Here is a 19,881-nt window from a genome sequence, read left to right on the forward strand (position 1 = left end):
GCTCCTGTCGAGGCGGCATTGCCTCCTAACCGAAGCGCAAGGGCCATACCAGGGCAGGGAGAGACGCCTGTATTGGGTTGCCCCGGCCGACGCTCGTCGCGTCCTGTGAGACGCCACCGAGGCGGCAAGGGAGAGCGCTATGGTCACTGTGGACGTCTAACAGCACTAAGAGCCAGCGTTCGCTGCTCGTCGCTTCCTACAAACACGCCTAAGTTACCGGGCATCCCTACCAAACTGGCATCGAACGACGGCAGCAGCACGTGAGGGAGTGTGCCCGCTTTGGCATTGGCAGCCGCCCGGTCGATCTTGGTGGTTACGATCATGCTGATTGGGAGGATGCCCGTACGTTCTACCTTTGCGCGATGGAGTAGACGCGCGCAACGTCGAGAGCGGTGCTGCTGCGTTTGCGTCGGTGGAGGGTTGGGAAACACATATGGTCGTCCTCGACAGCCTGACCGTGCGGATTCTCATCGACGACTGAGCGGAGACGCTCCAGCACGGCTCTGACGTTGTCATCGTGGCTCTGACTGATCTGGACGTAGCGCTGGTGCGAATGCACGACAAGGGATCCGATGGCTGTTGCCGAAAGGGGGCGAGACCGTCGACGTTGTGCGCTTTGCTGGAAAGCATTATGGTGCAGACACTGCATGGCGCGCGCACCCTGCGGACGCCGGTCGACTAGGGCGCACTTTGTAACCAGCAGGGAGGGGCGAAAATGCAGCGACTCGTTAGAATTGGCGAGTTTGAAGTATCGATTCAAGCTCGTTTGAACGACAACTCGGACCATCCGGGATACGTTGTTTCTTACTCAATTGTGCGTTCCGATGGAAGTCCCGTCAGGGATAACCTTCCTAAGGTGCAATCGAATGATCTGATTGATGGGACGGAGTTCTTCTCGGACCTCGAACTGGCGATGCAATATGCAGAGGATAAGGCCCGCGACAATGTGCAGACCCTAGTGCAGACCTAGAAAGACGCTGTGGACATGGAGCCATAGACACACTCGTCGGTGTCGACCGGCCCGTAGTGCTCGGGACGGGGGCGTACCGATGACCGGGCACTTTGCTTTCCCGAGCGCGCTCGAGCCGAACTACTGGGACTTCCTGTATTTCTCGTTCACGATCGCGTTAACCTCGCAGACGTCGGACGTGGCGCTAAGATCGCGGTCCATTCGCAAAGCGGGACTCGCTCAATCTGTGCTCTCGTTCTATTTCAATATCGCAGTGCTGGAGCTATGCGTGAACGTCGCGGCAGGTCTGATCAGTCTCTGAATGCGGCGACCTCGCATTCTTCAGGCCTTTATTTCCCACGGGCGCCGCCTGGTGCCAGGGAACGGTAATGCTTGCGTCCAGCGAAGATGAGGCAGGAAGTCCCCGTACTTGCCAATGCCAACTCCGCTCGATCTTGCAACGGTAGTTCGCGGCGGCCGGGACGTTTGCCTAAAACTCACCTCAGAGTCTGCTTGGCAGCAACAGGACCACACCAGGAGTACACCGAGTACGCCCGATGGCGCACATCCCTATCCGCTGCTGGTGGGGATTGCTACCACCTCAAAGGGAGGAAACATCATGCTCGGATTTGACCCACGTGCCGGCAGAATTGTCTGGACAGTTCTCTTATTCGCGCTTGCCGTATTGATTGTTTACAAGATTGCCTCCGTGCTGTTGGTCACGGTGTTCGCTGTGTTCTTCAGTTACTTGCTGTACCCGTTGGTCGAGCGTCTAGAGCGGCGCATGCCACGTAAGGTTCCACGTAGCGTATCGATCGGAATCGTCTTCATCCTGGTCGTTGTCGTGGCCATCGTCGCGGGCTCGTTGTTTGGCGTGACGGTTCAGGACGAAGCGGTCAGGCTCGCCGATCAGCTTCCAAAGCTGCTTGAGGCCAGCACCATGGCGGATCGCCTTGCGCTGCCGAGCTTCCTGGAGCCATTGCGTGCGCGCATCCTGGAGTTCATACGTGAGCAACTTTCGACGAACTCAGACCACGCCATGCCGCTGGTTCGCAACGTTGGATTGGGTGTCATGCACGCGGCAAGCAATCTCGTCTACCTCGTACTCATCCCAATCATGAGCATTCTGATGATCAACGAAGCACCAGCGATTAATGCCGCGCTGCTCTCGTGGATACGGTCTTCCGAGAAGAGAATGTGGGCGAGTATCATTCGGATCTGGACACGCTTCTGTCTCGCTATGTCCGGGCGCTGTTGCTCATGTCGCTGGCTACTCTGATTGCCTACAGCATCGCGTTTTACTTGCTGCGTGTGCCCTATGCGCTGCTGCTGGCAACCACGGCCGCAGTGCTGGAGTTCATTCCGTTCGCTGGGCCATTGGCCGCGGTAGTAGCTACGGTCACGGTCGCCGGCTTTAGCGGGTATCCGCACTGGCTCTGGCTGATTGGATTCATCGTCGCGTACCGCCTGTTCCAAGACTACGTCCTGAATCCCTATTTGATGAGTGAAGGGGTAAAGGTCAGTCCACTCCTCGTCATTGTAGGGCTGCTCGCAGGGGAACAGCTTGGCGGAGTTGTGGGGATTTTTTTGTCGGTACCCGTGATAGCCGCGCTTAAAATTGTGCTGTCACGAACGTGGGCCGCACAAAACCTAGCCAATGAGGTGCGTTGACCCACGGCAGCCATCGTTTCCGTAACCCCTACAGCAATGGATGGTTGGAATACAAATCCACGGCGAGTAGAAAGGAGGCTGCTACGGTGGCGCGACCGAGTCCGAAGCGGAACCATCTACTGTCCTTGATTCCTCCTGACGAGTTGTGGAGAATCGCGCGGGAGCTTATCATCGTCGACGTGCCGTCGAGCCACGTTGCCTAGGAATCGGGCGATCGGCCTTAGTTCGTCTACATACCCTCATATCCATCGTGTCCCTGCCTACGCTACGGAGGCCGACGCGCCGCGTACTGCCGGTGGTGTGTACGTTTGGAACGCTGACAGCCCCTCCACCAATGGAAGCATGCGAATTATTTGAGTCGAGATCCGTTGGGGGACGGTGCGCTGAATTCCCGGGCGCGCCATCCGGTGCAGCCAGCCGTTCATACTTGCGTTCAGCGCAGATGAGGCAGAAAGTCGTCGTGCTCGTCAATGCCGACTCCGCCTTGCTCATATAGCAAGGTCTTGATCGATTCCTTCTCGGATGATTTGCAGCCGACGATCATAATGATTTCATCCTGCGACAGTAGTGCCGTCTGTCGAGCGAGCCTTGAGCGTGTCAGAGTGGCGCCAATTAAGTCCCCAAGAAGCCAGCCACAGATTCCAAAGGCGACAAAGCCCAGGCCATAGGTGCTAAGAGCACTCAGGGTGCCGGAATGGTTGCCATAGTAGGCCGCCAGTACAAGGCCAAGTATCGCAAAGACGGCATAGCCCATGATCGAGCCTTCGTGTCGGAAGGTGGTGTGTGTGGTGTCGGCAGCGGGAAATCCATCAAATCGCTGCTGGCCTCGTCCCAGGAACCAGGGGCCAGTTACGTAGGCAGGCGCGTGCTCGAGGGAACGAAGTTTATCCCAGCCGTTCCGCGCGGAAGCGGCATTCGTAAAGCGTAGACAAAGCAGGGTGCGCATGATGGTTATCTCGACAACCCGGGCGTGCTGGCCCCGGAAGTTGAATCGGGGCCGCGCCGTCGTCAGTCTGAACCGCCTGCAAATGCAGGTAGTGTCCGGTGGGTGCTCAGCGCTGATGTCCACCAAACTGTCCTGTGTTCGCGGGATCAACTCAGCCTACGCAAAAGCGGATGGGATTGCGGTACGTTAGCGTACCGAGGAGCGCACGGACGCGAACTGCAGAACGCCGCGCATCGTTGCCAGCCATGGGGGCGCAGCCGCTGCGCTACTTGCCGACCTGATTGCCGACGACACCGCCGACGGCGGCTCCGCCAACAGTCCCCAACGCGCTGCCGCCGGTCAACACTGCACCGGCAACGCCCCCGACACCTGCACCCACTACCGTGTCGGTGTCTCGTCGGCTCATGCCGCTACAGGCGGCCATGCCGAGCAGACGGAGTGCCGCCGTTCTAGCGGATCGCGCTGTCGATGGCCACGTCATGGAATCCTGAGCACCGATTCGAGGGATTCGCTGAGGCTCGTTGCTGCTACATCTATCGATAGAAACGTCCTCATCCCGCCCGAAGGATAGTCGTGGCCGGATATCAAGTCAGTCCGGCGCCGTACGCGTGCAAGCGGATCTTCCGGCCGCCCGGCCCCACCCCGCTTAACGAAACTGCAGGGGGAAGAAGAGGCTGATTCCCGGCGTCGCCTCGGGTACATAGGTCACTGGCGGCGGGGCATAGACGTAAGGGTCGCGGTAAACGCCGTGATAGTCATTGCCGCCGTTGCGGTAGTACGTGTTGTGCTGAGTACGGTGGTTGTCCTGGTGGTAGTTGTCATGTGGACCTTCATGGCCCCTGCCATTCTGCTGCGGAGCGGATCCATGGTGATAGTCCTCGCTAAATGCCGGTATGGCCGACATGGTGGCCAGCGCTAGCACCACGCCAAATGCTGCCGTGATCCTGCCGCCGAACGGCCTGATGCGCGTGAGGCGCGCAGTCGCCGTGGTGATGGTCATGATGTTCTCCTGTCGCTTGTCGGAAGGCGCATGCCGGCGTGGTGGCCGGCCAGTGCGGGGCATCGCGCCAGGCGCTAGATGTGGTGCGGGTTCGTTCGGAAGACTGAATCGGCGTTGCGCTTCTGAACATCGGACATGCTGGCGTATAGGGCCTGGAATGCGGGACCAAGCTTCCTGACACCTTCAGCATGCGCATCTGCCATTGCCTTGTAGGAGCGCATGTCTTCGGCAGCCATCATGTGCCCGGACTGGTCAAGCCGGTCCTGCTTCAGGGTGTTCATGATGCTGGCGTTCTCGCGCATCACTGTTGCTACGTCTTGCCACAGGGCATTTTGTGCGGCGGTGATATGGAGTTTGGTGCGCAGATCGGCGATGCGTGTTTCGATCCGGTCATTGCTTACGACCCGCATTGCATGCGAGGACGTTCTCGCACTGCCCTCTGGTGCCGCGGTTGCGGGATTCGCAAAGGCCAGCGCGACAAAGAATGCGGCTGCGGTCAGCGACAGCGCAGCGTTTGCCCGGGTGGCATGGATGAATTTCATGGTGGATCTCCGAGGATTTTGGAATGACCTTGACGGGGACCCTCATGGGTGACGGGACGGTCGATTTCCGTATCTGTCTCCCGCCGCGCGTCTGTCCGGTGCCGGGCACTGCCGGTACGGAGGCGGGTAGGACATCAAAGCAGGACCACTAGCGTGTGCTCGCCCCCACCCAGCGGGGCGCTGACCAGGCCGTTGGCAAATGGGATGCCGGCGCCGTCAAGAAGCGCTCGCGAGATACCGTCCGCGTGGTGCAATCGCGTTTCCACGCTGATCTCGTAATGGGTCGACGCCACGTTAATGGTGGCCTTGAAGCCGGGCCACGAGGCCGGAATGCATGGAGCAACGATCAGGCGGTCTCCCTCTCTTCGGATGCCCAGGATGCCCTCCAGTGCGGCGCGATACATCCATCCTGCAGCACCCGTGTACCAGGTCCATCCGCCGCGGCCGATGTGAGGTGGCACCGAGTAGACGTCGGCCGCAACCACATAGGGCTCGACTTTGTAGCGCTCGACCGCAGCCGGTGTCAGTGCATGGTTGATCGGGTTGAGCAGCGAGAGAAGTTCGACGGCCTTGTTGGCCTCGCCGAGCCTGGCAAATGCGAGGACTGCCCACATTGCTGCATGGCTGTACTGCCCGCCGTTCTCGCGCAGGCCGGGCGGGTAGCCCTTGATGTAGCCGGGGTCAAGGGTGCCCTTGTCGAAGGGCGGCGTAAACAGCAACGCAAGCCCGTCCTCACGGCGCACCAGATACTTGTCCAGTGAGGCCATCGCCGCGCGGGCACGGACGGGATCGGCCGCGCCCGACAGTACGGCCCAGGACTGTGCAATGGCGTCGATCCGGCATTCCTCGCTGTCTTTAGAGCCCAGCCAGGTGCCCTCATCGAAGGTCGCGCGACGATACCAGTCGCCGTCCCAGGCTTCTCGCTCCAGCGCCTCGCGCAGCAAGGCCGCATGCGCGCGCCAGCGGCTTGCGCGCCCGGCATCGCGGCTCTGCGCCAGCGGCGCGAACATGACCAGGGTACGTAGCAGCAGCCAGCCCAGCCAGACGCTCTCGCCCTTGCCGCCGGCCCCGACAAGGTTCATGCCATCGTTCCAGTCTCCGCCACCGATCAGCGGTAGCCCGTGCTCGCCGGACAGCGCCATGCAACTGTCGATGCCGCGTGCGCAATGCTCGAACAGCGAGGCCGATGCATCCGAGACCATCGGCCGGAAGAATGCGTCGGCTTCGGCAGGGTCCAGCAGATGGCCCTCCAGGAATGGCAGCATCTCGTCCAGCACTTCGGTGTCGTTCGAGCCAGCAATGTAGCTGGCGGTAGCGAACGCCAGCCACACACGGTCGTCGGAGATCCTGGTCCGCACGCCCTGGCCGGAGTGCGGCAGCCACCAGTGCTGAACGTCGCCTTCGGCGAACTGCCGCCCGGCGGCGCGCAGCAGATGCCGACGCACTGCGTCGGGACTGGCAAGTGCGAGCGCCAGGCCGTCCTGCAACTGGTCGCGGAAGCCGTACGCTCCGCTTGCCTGATAAAAAGCCGAGCGCGCCCAGATGCGGCAGGCAAGCGTCTGGTAGAGAAGCCAGCCGTTAAGCATGATGTCCATGGCCCGGTCCGGAGTCCTGACCTGTACCGCGCCAAGCAGGTCTCGCCAGTACCGGGTCACGGCCGCCAGCGCGACGTCGAGATCCGTCTTGCGATAGCGCGCAACCAGCGCACTGGCTTCAGCAGCCGAAGCGCATTGTCCGATGAACGAAACGATTTCGACCGTCTCGCCGGCGGCGAGCTCGACATGGCACTGCAAGGCCGTGCAGGGGTCTAGGCCCGCTCCGGTAGCGCCGGACAAGGGCACCTCGCCGAGCAGCGCCGCAGGCGCTTCAGGGCCACCATTCCGGCCAAGGAATTCGGCACGGTTCGCGGTCCAGGCGGTTTGCTTGCCGCGCAGATCGGCAAAGGCCACGCGACCCGCAAACGCCGTGCTCCACGGATTGCGGATCAGGAGGGCGCCGGTGGTTGGGTCCGGCGCCGTCGTGATAAACGGCGCCGAGGCGCTCCGGGAGGTGCCCAGCACCCATTCCGTATAGGCTGTCACGGAAAGCCGGCGCGGGGTGCCGGAGAGATTGCGCAGCGTTAGGCGCGAGATCTTGATCGGATCGTCCAGGGCAACGTACTGCAGCAACGCCAGCGCGATCTCGTTGGCCTCATGCGTGAAGCGGCTGTAGCCGTGCCCATGGCGGGCCATATAGGTGCCGTTGTCCCGGATCGGTTGCGCGGTGGCGCTCCATATCTTGTGGGTATCCTCGTCGCGAACATAGATTGCCTCGCCGCACGGGTCCGTGGCTGCGTCGTTGGACCACGGCGTCAACTGGTTGTCGCGACTGTTCTCCGCCCAGGTGTAGCCGCTGCCGCTGGCCGACGCCTGGAAGCCAAAGCCGGGATTGGCGATCACGTTGATCCATGGGGCAGGCGTCGACTGGCCGGCGTTCAGTACGACCACGTATTCCTGTCCGTCCTGGTCGAAGCCGCCCAGGCCGTTGAAGAACTCGAGCCCGGGCACAGAGGACGCCGACGGCGCTGACTGTGGCGCGGGCCTGCGGCGCAGGACGGGTACGGAAAGTGGAGCTCGGAATGCAGGCAGCCGGGCGAGCTGGTTCGCGATCGGGCCACGTCGCGCAATCAACGCGACACGTGCGACCGACTGGAGCAGGGTGCGGGCTTCTGGAGCCATCATGTCGGCACGTAAGGAATATACCGATCCGCGCACTGATTCCTCGCCCGTCTGGCGTTGCGAATGGCTGCTGCGAACCGCGGTCTCGATCGCTATCTGCAGGTCCTGGATGTAAGACGAAGCGCGCTCGTTGACGATAACCAGATCGACGCCAAGTCCTTTCATGCGCCAGTACTCGTGAGCGCGCAGCAACTGGCGTACCTGCACGATGTCCTCGATCTCGTCGATGCGCATGAGCACAATCGGCAAGTCACCGGAGATCGCCAGCGGCCACAGTCCCGATTGCGGACCCGCGCCGCGAAGGATGGCGTCCGGCGGGGCCCGGAATCGGGCGTCGGCATAGAGCAGCGGGGCAGCCAGGCGCTGGAAGTCGGCCGCTTCCGCCGCATCGACGTCAAGGTGGCGAAGCTCGACCTGGGCCTGCGTCCAGGCCAGAGTCTTGGCCCGGTCGAACGCGTTGCGGTCCTGGTGCTTGTCGATGAGGGCCAGCAGTTCCGCATGCGACGACGCAATGACGGTCCAGAAGGCTACCCGCGCGCTGTCCCCGGGCGCAATCCGCACACGCTGCCTGAGCGAGAAGATCGGGTCGAGCACGGTGCCGACCGTACTCGAGAGCGGCAGTCCGGCTGTGACGACTGCGCACGCGACGGGCGCACGGCCGTCTTCGAGAAAGCGCCCCCGATCGGACTCATACTGCGGATCGGCGACAAGGTCGCCTTCCACCACGCTGAAGTGGGCGGCCCACACTGGTGACTCCCCGGGAGAGCGCAGGCGGCGCGTCGCGATCAGCGCGCCGGATTCCGGTAGGTGTGCGGTCTGGATGAACATCCTGGAGAAGGCCGGATGCGCGTCATAAGACGCGCGCGTGGCGAGCGCCACTTCAGCATAGGACGTCAGTTCAATCTCACGTGAGCGGCGTCCGTTGTTGACCAGCGATACGCGGCGGACCTCGCCGTCGTCCTCGCCGGAAACCAGGACTTCTAGGATGGTTGTCAGGCTGCCGTCGTGTCGCACGAACTCGGCGCAATCTTCGGCAAAAGCCACTTCGCCGGCGTGCTCGCCATCGGTGCCTGTTCGCGCGCTGGCAGACCAGGTGACGCCGCTTTGCGTATCGCGCAGGAAAATGAAAGAGCCCGAATCGTCGCGGGTGGCATCTTCGCGCCAGCGCGTCACGGCTAGGTCGCGCCAACGGCTGTAGCCCATTCCCGTGGTGGTCAGCATCACCGCGTAGCGTCCGTTGGACAGCAAATGGGTGACAGGGTTGCCACATGCCGGCGCTGCGAACCGTCGCACCGCGGAGTCTTGCGCCAGTACTGTCGCAGTCGAGGCCTTCACCTCCTCCGCGCGGGGATGCGCCACAGCGACGTTGCGCGGCATGCGTTCCTGCAGCAACAGTTCGCACGCCTGGATCATCGGCTCACGATGAAAGCGCTCGCGCATGCGGCCATTGTGCAGAGCATTGGCGATGGCAACGATGGTCATGCCCTGGTGGTGCGCCATGAAGCTGCGCACGATGGCAACCGTCTCGCTTTCGGCCAGGCGCGCGCGCGTGTAGTCTAGCGCCTCGTAGAAGCCGTAGCGTCCAAGAGCGCCGAGTTCGGCCAGGCGACGATAGTTGTCGCGTGCGGCTTGCGGATCGACCATGGCCGCCAGCCCCGTGGCATAGGGGGCGATCACTGCATTTTCGGACAAGCCCCGCTTGAGCCCCAGACCGGGGACGCCGAAGTTCGAGTACTGGTAGGTGAATTCCTTGTCGCGCGCGTTGTATGCCGATTCGGAAACGCCCCAAGGAATTCCTAGCGATTGCCCGTAGTCCCGCTGTCGCGCCACCACTAGGCACGCGGTCTGCTCAAGCAGGCTGCCGGCGGGAGCGCGCATCACCAGCGACGGCATCAGGTATTCGAACATCGAGCCTGACCACGAAATCAGTGCCGAGCCCTTGCCGAGTGGTGTCGCCATGCGCCCCAGCCGGAACCAGTGCGAGGTTGACACGTCCCCCTTGGCAATGGCGAACAGGCTGGCGAGGCGCGCTTCGGAGGCGAGCAGATCGTAGCAACTGGCATCGTGCCGGTTGTCGGCAAGCGAATAGCCGATCGACAGCAGCTTGCGCGCCGGATCGAGCAGAAAGGCAAAGTCCATTGCCAGCGCCAGTTCACGTGCAGTGTGCGCGAGTGCCCTCAGCCTGCCGGCCAGCGCCTGTGGCGCTTCCGCCTGCTGCCGCTGGTCGCGCTCATGCTCGGTGACAGCGCGTTGCAGCGCGTCGGTCCAGAAGGCCAGATCGGCAATGCTGTCATCGCCGGTGGCGCGCTGGATGTCATGCACCAATTGAGTGATCTTCTCTGTGAGGCGCAGGAGCTCTGGTGTTTCCGTCGCCCTTGTTGCCATGGTGAATGAGCCGGCGAGCACGGTGTCGATCTTGGCCAGTAGCCCACGAAGCTGACGTCCGGGGCCGCTTTGCGCCAGGGGGAGCGCGGCCAGCGCATCGTCTGCCAGCCGCGCGGTGTCCGACAGGCCGTGGCAAGGATCTGGCGCGGGGGCGATTGCCCATTGTTCGCAGGCATTGGCGACCACGATCAGGTGCGCGGCGAGATTGCCGCTGTCGACCGACGAAATGTAGGCGGGATGCAGCGCTTGCAGGCCCTGCGTCTCGTACCAGTTGTGGAAGTGGCCCCGGTAGCGCGGCAGCTTGCGCATGGCGGCGAACGCCGCTTCCATGCGCGCGACCGTCGCGGCGGTGCCGGCCCAGCCGAAGTCGCGCGCAGCGATTGCCGACAGCAGGTAGAGCCCGATATTGGTTGGCGAGGTCCGGTGCGCCACGACGGGCCTGGGCGTCTCCTGGAAGTTGTCGGGCGGCAGCATGTTGTCCGCCGGCGTGACGAAGGTTTCGAAGAAGCGCCAGGTGCGGCGCGCGGTGATGCGCAGCGCAAGCGCGTCGGTCTCCGGCAGGGTGAGCTGGCGTCCGAAGGCCGGCGCACGGCTGGTCCACAAGGCAAGGGCTGGCGCCGTCAGCCATAGCAGCGCAAAGGGCAGCACGAGCGGCCACGACGATGACAACAGCCCCACGCCGACGGCGGCCATCGACAGAGCAAGCAGGGTGCCGCCGACCATTAGCCGGTAAAAGCCGGCCAGGTCCAGCCGTGGGCGCGTGGCGGACTGCGCAGCCGTGGTCCACTCGAGCAGATAGCGGTGCGTGTAGAACAGCCGTGCCAGCGTCCGGGCGATGGCGTCACCCGTGCGCCAGGCCTGGTCAGGCACGAAGGCCAGCCCCAGCAGAATCTGCGTGGCGGCTAGCCGCAGGTCTGCGAGCAACGCTTGCACGTGGTTGCGCAGGCGGATGCCGCTACGGTGCAGCATCCCGGAGAGAATGCCGGGCAGGGCGGCGGGAATGGCCAGGGCAGACAGCGGCAGGATAGTTCCCAGTGGCCCCGCCGGCCAGGGCAGGAACCAGCACAGCACCAGGCTCGCGAACAGCAGGGGGGCGAGCAGCGATCGGCGCAGGTTGTCCAGCATCTTCCATCGGCCGATGGCTGGCACCGCATGGATGCCCTTGTGGCGCCCGAAGATCCAGCCAAGCAGTTGCCAGTCACCACGTGTCCAGCGGTGCTGCCGCCTGGCCACCACGTCGTAGCGTGCGGGAAACTCCTCGACCACCTCAACGTCGGAGGCCAGCCCGGCACGCGCGAACACGCCTTCGAACAGGTCGTGGCTGAGCAGCGTGTTCTCCGGCACCCGGCCGCTGAGCGCGGCTTCGAAAGCATCGACATCATAGATGCCCTTGCCTGTAAAGGAGCCCTCGCCAAAGAGATCTTGGTAGACGTCGGAGGCCGCTGCCGCATAGGGATCGATGCCGCCCGGCCCGGAGAAGACGCGCTGGAAAAGCGAGCCCTCACGGCCGATCGGCAGCGAAGGCGTGACACGCGGCTGGAGAATGCCGTAGCCGCCCACGATGCGCTGCCGGGCCGCATCGAACCGCGGCCGGTTCAGCGGATGGGACATTTTGCCGATCAGCCGCAGCGCAGCGTCGCGCGGTAGCCGCGTATCGGCGTCCAGCGTGATGACGTAGCGCACCCCGGCCGGCACTTGGGGCGCTTGGCCGTCGATGGTCACATAACTGGTGTCGCTGGCGCCGCGCAGCAGGCGGTTCAGCTCATGGAGCTTGCCGCGCTTTCGCTCCCAGCCCATCCACCGCCCCTGCACGGCATTGAAGAGGCGCCGGCGGTGGAGCAGCAGAAAGCGGTCGCCGGTCGGGCCAGGGCCGTGGCGCTGGTTCAGCCGGGCGATCGCCGTGCTGGCCACGGTGAGCAAATGGGCGTCGCCGGGCTTCACTTCCTGATCCGCATCGACGCCATCGGTGAGCAAGGCGAAGGTCAGGTCGCCACCCGCGCCGGCGAGGTGATGCACCTCCAACCGTTCGATCTGCTCGCACAGGTCGGCCTCGCCGGTCAGCAGGGTTGGCACCACCACCAGCGTGCGCAGCGAGGGCGGAACGCCTGCCTTGAGTTCCAGGCCAGGCAGGATCGTCGCGTTCAGCCGCCCAGCAAGCGCGCGATTCACCAGCGTGGCGGCAATCTCGCTGGCCGGCACGATCCAGATCAGCGCCAGCAGCACAAGCCAGCCGGGTGCCAGGCTGGCGGCCGGTAGCATCCACAGCGCGAATGCCAGCAGGCCAACCGTGACGAGCGAGAGCGCGCCGACATAGCCGCCAAGGCCCAGGTGCTTGCTGCAGCGACTGATCCACAGGCGGGGCGGGGCGCGAAACCCGATGGCACGTTCGAGAGCGCGCCGGCCCGGGCCGATCAGGTGATAGCCGGGATCGCGGCGGCGCTCAGCCTCGGCCGCATCGTCCGATGCGCAGGGCCCAGGCGTGCTGCTGAGCGCTAGCTCGACAACCCTGAGCTCCGGACACGAGGCGCTGCCCGCCAGTTGCTCGATCGCGCTGCGATATAAGTTGCGGGTCGGAAAATCCATTTTCGCAAAGGCGCTGCCCGCGCGCAGCCGCGCGTCGACGAGGCTGACGCTCTCGAACCACTCGGCCCAGTCGATATCGGAAATCAACCGCATGCTGGTGATGATGTTGCGCACCGTCACGTTGGAGGCACCCTGACGCTGTTGCGCGTGCAGCACTACTTCATCGATGGAAGTTCCCTGTAGCCTGAGGCGCAACTCAAGCCAGCCCAGCGCCGGCGTGGTCCTTGGGTCCTGGTCGCGCAGGCGCCTGGCAAGTTGCGCGGCAAACACCTCGGACAGTGGCGTGCTGGCGCGCAAGGCGATATCGGCCTCGAGTGCCGCGCTGGCACCTCCTGTGGTCAGCAGTCGTCCGGCAAGCGCATCGGCATCGGCGCGGGCAACCCGCCCGGCGGTGATCTGCCCGGTGAGCCTGCGCAGGTTCTCGACCAGGACAATGCGCAGCGTGATCGCCACTGCCCACAGTTCGCCGATCGTCAGCGGCTGGACGCGCTGGTAGGCAGCAATGAAGCGGCGCAGGATGTCGGGGTCGAGGTAGCTGTCCGTGTGGGCGACAAAGGCCCAGGTCACCCCGAAGACTCGCGGATAGCCGGCGAACGGCCCCTCCGAGAGCTTGGGAAGCTGGCGATAGTAGCCGGGCGACAGGTCGTCCCGGATCTCGCGGATCTGCTCCTCCACGATGTGATAGTTGTCGAGCAGCCATTCCGCGGCCGGCGCTACCTCGGCACCGCTTTCCAGCTCGGCGGCGTTCGCCCGATAGGCGGCCAGCAGGGCGGTCGCATTCTCGCTGAGGCGGCTGCGCAGGGACCGCACGCGTCGTGGCGACACCGTCACCGGCTGCGCCGTGGCGAGGCTTTGCGCGTGCAGTTCCAGCCGTTCAATGCCGAACAGCTCCTCTCGTATCGGCGCCGTGCTATCCCATGGCGGCACAGCGGAGCGCACGCCGAACGGGCGCAGCGGGAAGGCAAGACTCAGGTTCAGGATCATGGACGGGACCACACCGTGGGGTCCGGAAAAGAGGAGAACAGTCGCCCCGTTGGTGTCGCGGGCGCCCTAGTCACCCTTACCGGAGGCACCGGCAACATGGAGAAATATGGTCCGTGGAGCGGGTGAATGCCGTCCGCAGCCGTACGGATCGGGACTTTTATTCCATTGCACGCAGTTGTCCGAGCGGGCGGATCCGAGCTGGAATACGTGGAGGCGTGCCGACACTTGCTTGCCCGATCCACCGACCTATATTTAAAAGCGCAAGTGATCCTCTACCGTCCCGTGGTCCCGTGGTCCCGTGGTCCCGTGGTCCAGCGTCCGGCATCCGGCTCCGGGGTAGTCCGATGTCATCGATCTCAACCTGTTCTGGCCGGGGAGATGCGGCATGAGCCTCACGCATGATCCGAAATCCAACCATCTTCTCGCCGCGCTGCCGGGGGGCGACTGGGAGCGCCTTGCACCGCACCTGACGTTGGTTGAGTTGCCATTGGGCCATGTCGTCTATGAGTCGGGCGATCAGCTTCGCTCGGTCTATTTCCCGACCGATTCGATCATTTCGCTGCTGTATGTGATGGAAGACGGAGCGTCTGCCGAGATCGCAATCGTCGGCAACGAGGGGATGGTCGGCATTGCGATTTTCATGGGCGGGGAAACGACCCCGAGCCGCGCGATCGTGCAAAGCGCCGGACACGGATACCGCCTGAGCGCGGCGATCTTGAAACAGGAATTCGTGCGGGGCGGGCCCTTGCAGCATCTGTTGCTCCGATATACGCAGGCGCTCATCACCCAAATGGCGCAGACAGCGGTCTGCAATCGCCATCACTCCATCGACCAGCAACTGTGCCGATGGCTACTGCTGAGCATTGACCGGCTGCCCTCCAACGACCTGACGATGACACAGGAACTCATTGCCAACATGCTTGGAGTCCGGCGTTCCGGCGTGACTGAGGCCGCTCTGAAGCTCCAGGCTGCGGGCCTGATTCGCTACAGCCACGGGCATATCGCGGTACTCGACCGGGCAGGGTTGGAGAAGCGGGTATGCGAGTGCTACGCAGTCGTGAAGCGGGAGTTCGAGCGGCTGTTGCCGGATATATCGAAGATTTGAGCGGCAAGACGGGCCTCCCGGAGGCGCCACGCTGCATGCAAGTCACTACTGCTCGATTGTGTATGTATTGCGCGTCCCTGGCGTGTAGAGATGCTCTGCCAGCAGAAGTATCTGTTCGCGATAACGGTCGAACAGGGCCAGGAGGTCGGCCTCTTCGGAGGCTGACTCGTGACTCAGGCGCGAAAGCAGGTTGTCGGAAACCTGGAACGGGACTTCGCGTGCGTGGTCGTAGCCCCAGAAACAAACGCAGTGCCGCGAACATATTTAAAGTTCACGCTTGCCCCGTGCGCTGTCCGCCAGCGTACCGAAACGCCCGGATATTCAGTGTATCCGTCTCTTAAGTTCTGTCGCACATCACTCATGCTGATACGCTATGACCTTACCGTGCCATTGGAGCCGGTCAGGCGTGCTGACGAAGGAGAGCGACAGCAGGGCAGTGCGCTTCAGGCGCTTTGCCGAGGCTACGCTGTTGCGCCTGATTGTCGGTAGGTATTCCAATGACATTGAGAGCGATCCTGCTGGTTGTGCTCGCCGCCGCCGGTGGATGCGGTGTGCTGCCAACCATGGCGCCGGACATGGGGGCCAGTCGCGCTCAGGCTGTGCAACTCGGCGGCGCACATGGTCCCCTTTCGCCCCAGCAAAGCAAGGAAATTCTCAGTCGGCTCGAAAGCCACGGTGATGATACCAATATCTTCGATCGGCATTTGGCGTTCGAGGCGGCTATCGTGGGCAGCCCGCTGGTGGTCGGGAACAAGGTGTTGCTGCTGAAGGATGGTCCCGCCACATTCCAAGCCATGTTTTCCGCCATCCGCAGTGCGAAAGACCACATCAACCTGGAAACCTACATCATCGAGGACGATGCCGTAGGAAATCGCTTTGCGGACGAGCTCATCAAGAAGCAGGCACAGGGCGTGCAGGTGAATCTCATCTATGACAGCGTCGGGGCGATCAATTCACCCAAGGAGTATTTCAAGCGCCTTTCCGACAGCGGTATCAACGTGCTTGAGTTCAATCCGGTCAACCCGATGTCCGCAAAGAAGGGGTGGGACGTCAATCAGCGCGACCACCGCAAGCTGCTGATTGTCGATGGCCGGATCGCCTTTCTTGGCGGGATCAATATCAGCAGTGTCTATTCAAGCGGATCGTTCCGGCCGAAATCCAGGCCCCAGCCTGCCGGAAGCCCCGCCTGGCGCGATACCCACATGCGAGTGGAGGGCCCGGTAGTCCACGAATTCCAAAAGCTGTTCCTGGCAACCTGGGCGAAGCAAAAGGGAAAAACGCTCGCGCCTAGGAACTACTATCCCAAACTCGGCAACACCGGAACAGAGGTCGTGCGCGCCATCGGTAGTTCGCCTGATGAGCCCTACAGCCTCATCTACGCGACACTGCTTTCGGCAATCGGCAGCGCGGTAACCAGCGTGTATCTGACCAATGCGTATTTCGTTCCCGATCCGCAGTTGCTGGCTGCGCTCAAGGATGCGGCAACTCGTGGTGTCAATGTCAGGCTCATCCTCCCGAGTAGGACTGATTCCTGGCTGGTATTTTTCGCCGGCCGCTCCTTCTATGACGAGCTGTTGCGCTCCGGCGTAAAGATCTTCGAGCGGCGCGATGTGCTGTTGCATGCGAAGACGGTAGTGATCGATGGTATCTGGTCCACCATTGGATCGACCAACCTCGACTGGCGCAGCTTTCTGTACAACGACGAGGTAAACGCCGTTATCCTCGGACAGGAGTTCGGCGCGCAGATGCAGGCCATGTTCGATGTGGATCTTGCCGCGTCCAGTCCCATCACCCTTGAACAGTGGAACGACCGTTCGACTGCGATGAGCATGAAGGAAATGACGGCGCGCATGTGGGCTTATGGGCTGTAGAGCGCCGTCCGGCGCGCATTTCGCAAGATGTGATCAGATGGCGTTGCGCCTCCGGCCGGGCGCCTGAGGGCGGGCTCTTACTGCCGGCAGCCAGCTTCCAGTCTGTCTCGTCGCGCAGCGTACTGACCTGCTGTTCGGTGTGCATGGCGGCACCCGGCGAGATGGGATCGCTTGCCGGAAAAGTCATCTCCAACGACGCATCCACGGCGGATTGATAGGTATTGCCCTCCTCCGGGGCAGGCTGTGAGGCGCAGCCACCGGGCTCCGGCTTGCGGTGCGGTGCTGAGGCAATGCCCCTGTGCATGATTGCTCCTGTTTTGGTGTGAACCGACCGGTAGCCGTTGCGACCACCGGCAAGGTACGGCACGGCCTCTCCGACCGAACGAGGCGTGCCGGAAGCCCGCCAAGCCGTCAGGACTTGTGGATGCCCAGATGGTTCTCCACCGACGTCACGCCGGATACACGCTTGGCTACGTCGGTTGCCATGTGCCGTTCCGTCGTGGTTGGAACGGTGCCGGTCAGGCGTACCACGCCTTCGCGTGTGCGTACGTGGATGTGCACCGAACTCAGATCCTTCTGATCAAGCAGGCTGGCCTTGACCTTGGTCGTGATCGTCGTATCGGAAATGCCTTCGCTGACGTTCTCATGCGTGGGATTGGGGTTCGTGACCGTGGCAGGCGGTGCTGTCAGGCCAAGGGGAGCGTAAAAACCGGCAGTGAGCGCAAGAAACGCTGCTCCGGTGGCGAACGCGACGGAGTGGGTGGATCTCATTTGAACTACCTCGAATCGGACGAAATTTATGATTGCAGGCGCGGAGTGTCCGCGGGGGTATGCGAACCGCCCTGAACAGGCAGTCGCGCGCCGTGGCATCACGAAGGAAGCATTCCTTGGTCACGCAGCCCCGACAGACCAAGGCTGACGCGAATCGATGCTGAAGTCGGTACGCTGGCGGACAGGCAGGCGCTTCAGAGGCGAATCAGGCCGACGGCGCAGTCCACTGCAGAAGTTACCAGCAAAAGCGGTAGTCCCGGGCGGTATGCAGCGCCCAATCGCCGTCCCCCTTCAACTCGAGGACATGCTTGTGAAACTTGAGCAGGGTGGGGCGATGACTGATGCTGACGAGGGTAGTCGATGCAGTCGATAGTTGGAAGTACAGGCGCTGTTCATTGCTGATGTCCAGCGCGCTCGTGGCTTCATCAAGCATGGCGTAGCGCGGTTTGGCGAGTAGCACCCGGGCAAACGTCAGACGCTGTTGCTCGCCGACGGAAAGCACCTTGCCCCAGTCCAAGTTCGCGTCCAGGCCGCCAAGCCTTTTCACGACGTCGGACAGGTTGACCATGTCAATCAATTGCAGGAGTTCGTCGTCTGAGACCTTCCGCTCACTGTGATTGGGATACAGTAACTGGCTGCGCATGCTCCCGAGCACCATATAGGGATTTTGGGGCAGGAACAGCATCTGTTCGGCTTCCGGCCGCACGATGCGTCCCGTACCGCAGTTCCACAAGCCTGCGATCGCGCGCATCAACGAGCTTTTTCCGCCTCCGCTTGCACCAACGATCAGCAAGCCCTCTCCGGGATTGATCGACACGGTTAGATCCTTAATGAGGATCCGTTCGCGGTTCGGCGTCTGCAACGTGACGTGCTCCAGCGCCAAGCCGACGTCCTGTTCTGCTTCGATTCTGTCTTCCGCGAGGCGGGGCGCGTCTGGTGGGTCATCGAGGGAACGTGAGAATGTACTCAGCCGGTCCAGCCCTGCAACAAACCGGCTCAGACTCTCGAAGTTCTCGACGATGACCGCCAACGCCGCCAGCACTGCGGCGAATGCACCCGCCGCCTGGACCGCCCGTCCAATTTCGAGCTCTCCGGAAATCACGCGAGATGCAACAATCGCGCTCGGCAGCATGATGGTAAGGAACCCGTAGCCATACTGGAACAGGTTGAGGCTGAACTGCCATTTGATGAGTTTGTTGAAGTTTGTGAACACATGGTCGAAGCGTCCTCTCACGTGCGTGGACTCATGGGCTTCGCCACGATGAAAGGTAATCGATTCTGCGTTCTCGCGAACCCGGATCAGGCTGAAGCGGAAGTCAGCCTCTCTCCTCAGTTGAAAGAAGTTCAGCCCGATCATGACTCTGCCAAATACAAACGCTGAAATCAGGGTGCCGACGATGGTGTACAGGACCAGAAAATAGACCAGTTCATGTGAGATGGACCATAGGACGCCACTGAAAAGAATAAGCTGCAATAGCGCACCAAGAATGAGCAGGGCGAAGTACAGGGACTGGCGTGTGAACGTGTTGATATCCTCGGAAATTCTCTGATCAGGATTGTCCATCGCCCGATCATAGTTGAGCTTGTAGTACGTGTGGCCCTTGAAATATCTGTCGAGATATTGATTCGTCAGCCAGCGTCTCCAGTGGATGCCCAGGGTGTCTCTGACGTAGTAGTAGAAGGCGTAGACGGGAATCGCAGCGATCATGACGCAGAAACAGAGTGCAATGGCGTGCCAGAACCTGGGGCCATCCTTCGCCGCGAGCGCGGATGTGAATTCCCCGCTCTGGTTGTTGAACATGACATTGACCATGGTTTGGCCAAGCAACAGCAGGATCAATAGAACGAGGAGAATCCCGGCCTTCCACTTCTCCAGAGAGAACCAGTAAGGCTTCGCAATTTCCCAGAATCGGAGCCACAGATTGCCGCCATCGGTTACCCATGATGCCTTGCTCGGATGCGATAGGCCCGTGTCGGGAGCATCGCCCAAGGCCTGCTGCCCGGCGCCGGGCGTTAACCGACGCGTGCGCCTGGATCTCTGAACCCGTTCCATGACCAGTTCGGCAGACTTCAGCGCGGAGCGATGACCACGGTGCCATCCGATGCGAGCCCACTAGCGCCGTTGCCGCCGGTATTTCCGGTTACTCCTTGAGGTTCGGCCGGGCCCGTGCATGCCGTTACGGCGAGTATCAGTGGTACGGCAATCAGGTTCGAATAATTCATCGCAGTTCCTTTCTCGTAAGCCGGCTTGAACCGCCCACGGGATTGCGGGCAAGTTCCCAGTCCCGAAAAGGCTCGTCCGTAGGGCAGCGAGCCGACATCACCTGTGAACCTAAACGGGAACGGCTCTGGCGTCG

11 protein-coding genes and 2 pseudogenes are annotated in these 19,881 nt (G+C 62.4%); 5 read left to right on the forward strand and 8 right to left on the reverse strand.

The window, feature by feature from the left end; genetic code table 11:
- Nucleotides 1-715 precede the first annotated feature (715 nt).
- The 3 genes and pseudogenes from CYJ10_RS33920 (at nucleotide 716) to CYJ10_RS24590 (ending at nucleotide 2,620) form a co-directional block, all read left to right on the forward strand.
- Complete coding sequence (locus CYJ10_RS33920; RefSeq protein WP_146002111.1) at nucleotides 716-970, forward strand: hypothetical protein; 255 nt, start codon at nucleotides 716-718, stop codon at nucleotides 968-970.
- 75 nt (nucleotides 971-1,045) lie between these two features.
- Nucleotides 1,046-1,271: pseudogene (locus CYJ10_RS24585) on the forward strand (DUF1345 domain-containing protein); the annotation flags it as partial.
- 297 nt (nucleotides 1,272-1,568) lie between these two features.
- Nucleotides 1,569-2,620, forward strand: a pseudogene (locus CYJ10_RS24590) (AI-2E family transporter).
- Nucleotides 2,621-3,053: 433 nt separating this feature from the next.
- Here CYJ10_RS24590 and CYJ10_RS24595 read toward each other — a convergent pair.
- The 5 genes from CYJ10_RS24595 to CYJ10_RS24615 all read right to left on the reverse strand — a co-directional run bounded on the left by CYJ10_RS24595 (nucleotide 3,054) and on the right by CYJ10_RS24615 (nucleotide 13,777).
- Nucleotides 3,054-3,566: a hypothetical protein gene (locus CYJ10_RS24595; protein ID WP_146002112.1), complete on the reverse strand. Its 513-nt coding sequence runs from the start codon at nucleotides 3,564-3,566 to the stop codon at nucleotides 3,054-3,056.
- A gap of 265 nt (nucleotides 3,567-3,831) precedes the next feature.
- A complete protein-coding gene (locus tag CYJ10_RS24600; protein WP_101684053.1) occupies nucleotides 3,832-4,047 on the reverse strand; it encodes a glycine zipper 2TM domain-containing protein in 216 nt (71 codons plus the stop codon).
- 165 nt (nucleotides 4,048-4,212) lie between these two features.
- The gene (locus CYJ10_RS24605) at nucleotides 4,213-4,566 is read right to left on the reverse strand and encodes a hypothetical protein (RefSeq protein WP_101684054.1); all 354 of its coding nucleotides are present in this window, start codon (nucleotides 4,564-4,566) and stop codon (nucleotides 4,213-4,215) included.
- 74 nt (nucleotides 4,567-4,640) lie between these two features.
- Entirely contained in the window at nucleotides 4,641-5,108 is a 468-nt protein-coding gene (locus tag CYJ10_RS24610) for a Spy/CpxP family protein refolding chaperone (protein WP_257993511.1), read from the reverse strand.
- 134 nt (nucleotides 5,109-5,242) lie between these two features.
- Nucleotides 5,243-13,777 carry a GH36-type glycosyl hydrolase domain-containing protein gene (locus CYJ10_RS24615; protein ID WP_101684055.1) on the reverse strand — a complete coding sequence of 2,845 codons (8,535 nt, stop codon included), beginning with the start codon at nucleotides 13,775-13,777 and terminating at the stop codon, nucleotides 5,243-5,245.
- Nucleotides 13,778-14,162: 385 nt separating this feature from the next.
- Here CYJ10_RS24615 and CYJ10_RS24620 point away from each other — a divergent pair, with 385 nt between their 5' ends.
- Entirely contained in the window at nucleotides 14,163-14,882 is a 720-nt protein-coding gene (locus CYJ10_RS24620) for a Crp/Fnr family transcriptional regulator (RefSeq protein WP_101684056.1), read from the forward strand.
- Nucleotides 14,883-14,927: 45 nt separating this feature from the next.
- Here the strand turns inward: CYJ10_RS24620 and CYJ10_RS24625 are convergent, their stop codons facing one another.
- Nucleotides 14,928-15,146, reverse strand: coding sequence for a DUF1488 family protein (locus CYJ10_RS24625; RefSeq protein WP_101684108.1), 219 nt, complete (start codon nucleotides 15,144-15,146; stop codon nucleotides 14,928-14,930).
- 233 nt (nucleotides 15,147-15,379) lie between these two features.
- Here CYJ10_RS24625 and cls point away from each other — a divergent pair, with 233 nt between their 5' ends.
- Complete coding sequence (gene cls / locus CYJ10_RS24630) at nucleotides 15,380-16,753, forward strand: cardiolipin synthase (protein WP_101684057.1); 1,374 nt, start codon at nucleotides 15,380-15,382, stop codon at nucleotides 16,751-16,753.
- Between the two features lie 411 nt (nucleotides 16,754-17,164).
- Here cls and CYJ10_RS24635 read toward each other — a convergent pair whose 3' ends face one another.
- Nucleotides 17,165-17,524 carry a BON domain-containing protein gene (locus CYJ10_RS24635; RefSeq protein WP_180863050.1) on the reverse strand — a complete coding sequence of 120 codons (360 nt, stop codon included), beginning with the start codon at nucleotides 17,522-17,524 and terminating at the stop codon, nucleotides 17,165-17,167.
- 235 nt (nucleotides 17,525-17,759) lie between these two features.
- On the reverse strand, nucleotides 17,760-19,577 hold the full coding sequence (locus tag CYJ10_RS24640) for an ABC transporter ATP-binding protein/permease (protein ID WP_101684059.1): 1,818 nt from the start codon (nucleotides 19,575-19,577) through the stop codon (nucleotides 17,760-17,762).
- Nucleotides 19,578-19,881: the final 304 nt, after the last annotated feature.

It is taken from the genome of Cupriavidus pauculus (assembly GCF_002858765.1).
Classification (GTDB): domain Bacteria; phylum Pseudomonadota; class Gammaproteobacteria; order Burkholderiales; family Burkholderiaceae; genus Cupriavidus; species Cupriavidus pauculus_B.

What these genes read in the sequence shown, in the direction of transcription:
- CYJ10_RS33920 (WP_146002111.1), top strand. Translation starts at nt 716, where the DNA reads ATGCAGCGACTCGTTAGAATTGGCGAGTTTGAAGTATCGATTCAAGCT.
- CYJ10_RS24595 (WP_146002112.1), bottom strand. Translation starts at nt 3,566, where the DNA reads ATGCGCACCCTGCTTTGTCTACGCTTTACGAATGCCGCTTCCGCGCGG.
- CYJ10_RS24600 (WP_101684053.1), bottom strand. Translation starts at nt 4,047, where the DNA reads ATGACGTGGCCATCGACAGCGCGATCCGCTAGAACGGCGGCACTCCGT.
- CYJ10_RS24605 (WP_101684054.1), bottom strand. Translation starts at nt 4,566, where the DNA reads ATGACCATCACCACGGCGACTGCGCGCCTCACGCGCATCAGGCCGTTC.
- CYJ10_RS24610 (WP_257993511.1), bottom strand. Translation starts at nt 5,108, where the DNA reads ATGAAATTCATCCATGCCACCCGGGCAAACGCTGCGCTGTCGCTGACC.
- CYJ10_RS24615 (WP_101684055.1), bottom strand. Translation starts at nt 13,777, where the DNA reads ATGATCCTGAACCTGAGTCTTGCCTTCCCGCTGCGCCCGTTCGGCGTG.
- CYJ10_RS24620 (WP_101684056.1), top strand. Translation starts at nt 14,163, where the DNA reads ATGAGCCTCACGCATGATCCGAAATCCAACCATCTTCTCGCCGCGCTG.
- cls (WP_101684057.1), top strand. Translation starts at nt 15,380, where the DNA reads ATGACATTGAGAGCGATCCTGCTGGTTGTGCTCGCCGCCGCCGGTGGA.
- CYJ10_RS24635 (WP_180863050.1), bottom strand. Translation starts at nt 17,524, where the DNA reads ATGAGATCCACCCACTCCGTCGCGTTCGCCACCGGAGCAGCGTTTCTT.
- CYJ10_RS24640 (WP_101684059.1), bottom strand. Translation starts at nt 19,577, where the DNA reads ATGGAACGGGTTCAGAGATCCAGGCGCACGCGTCGGTTAACGCCCGGC.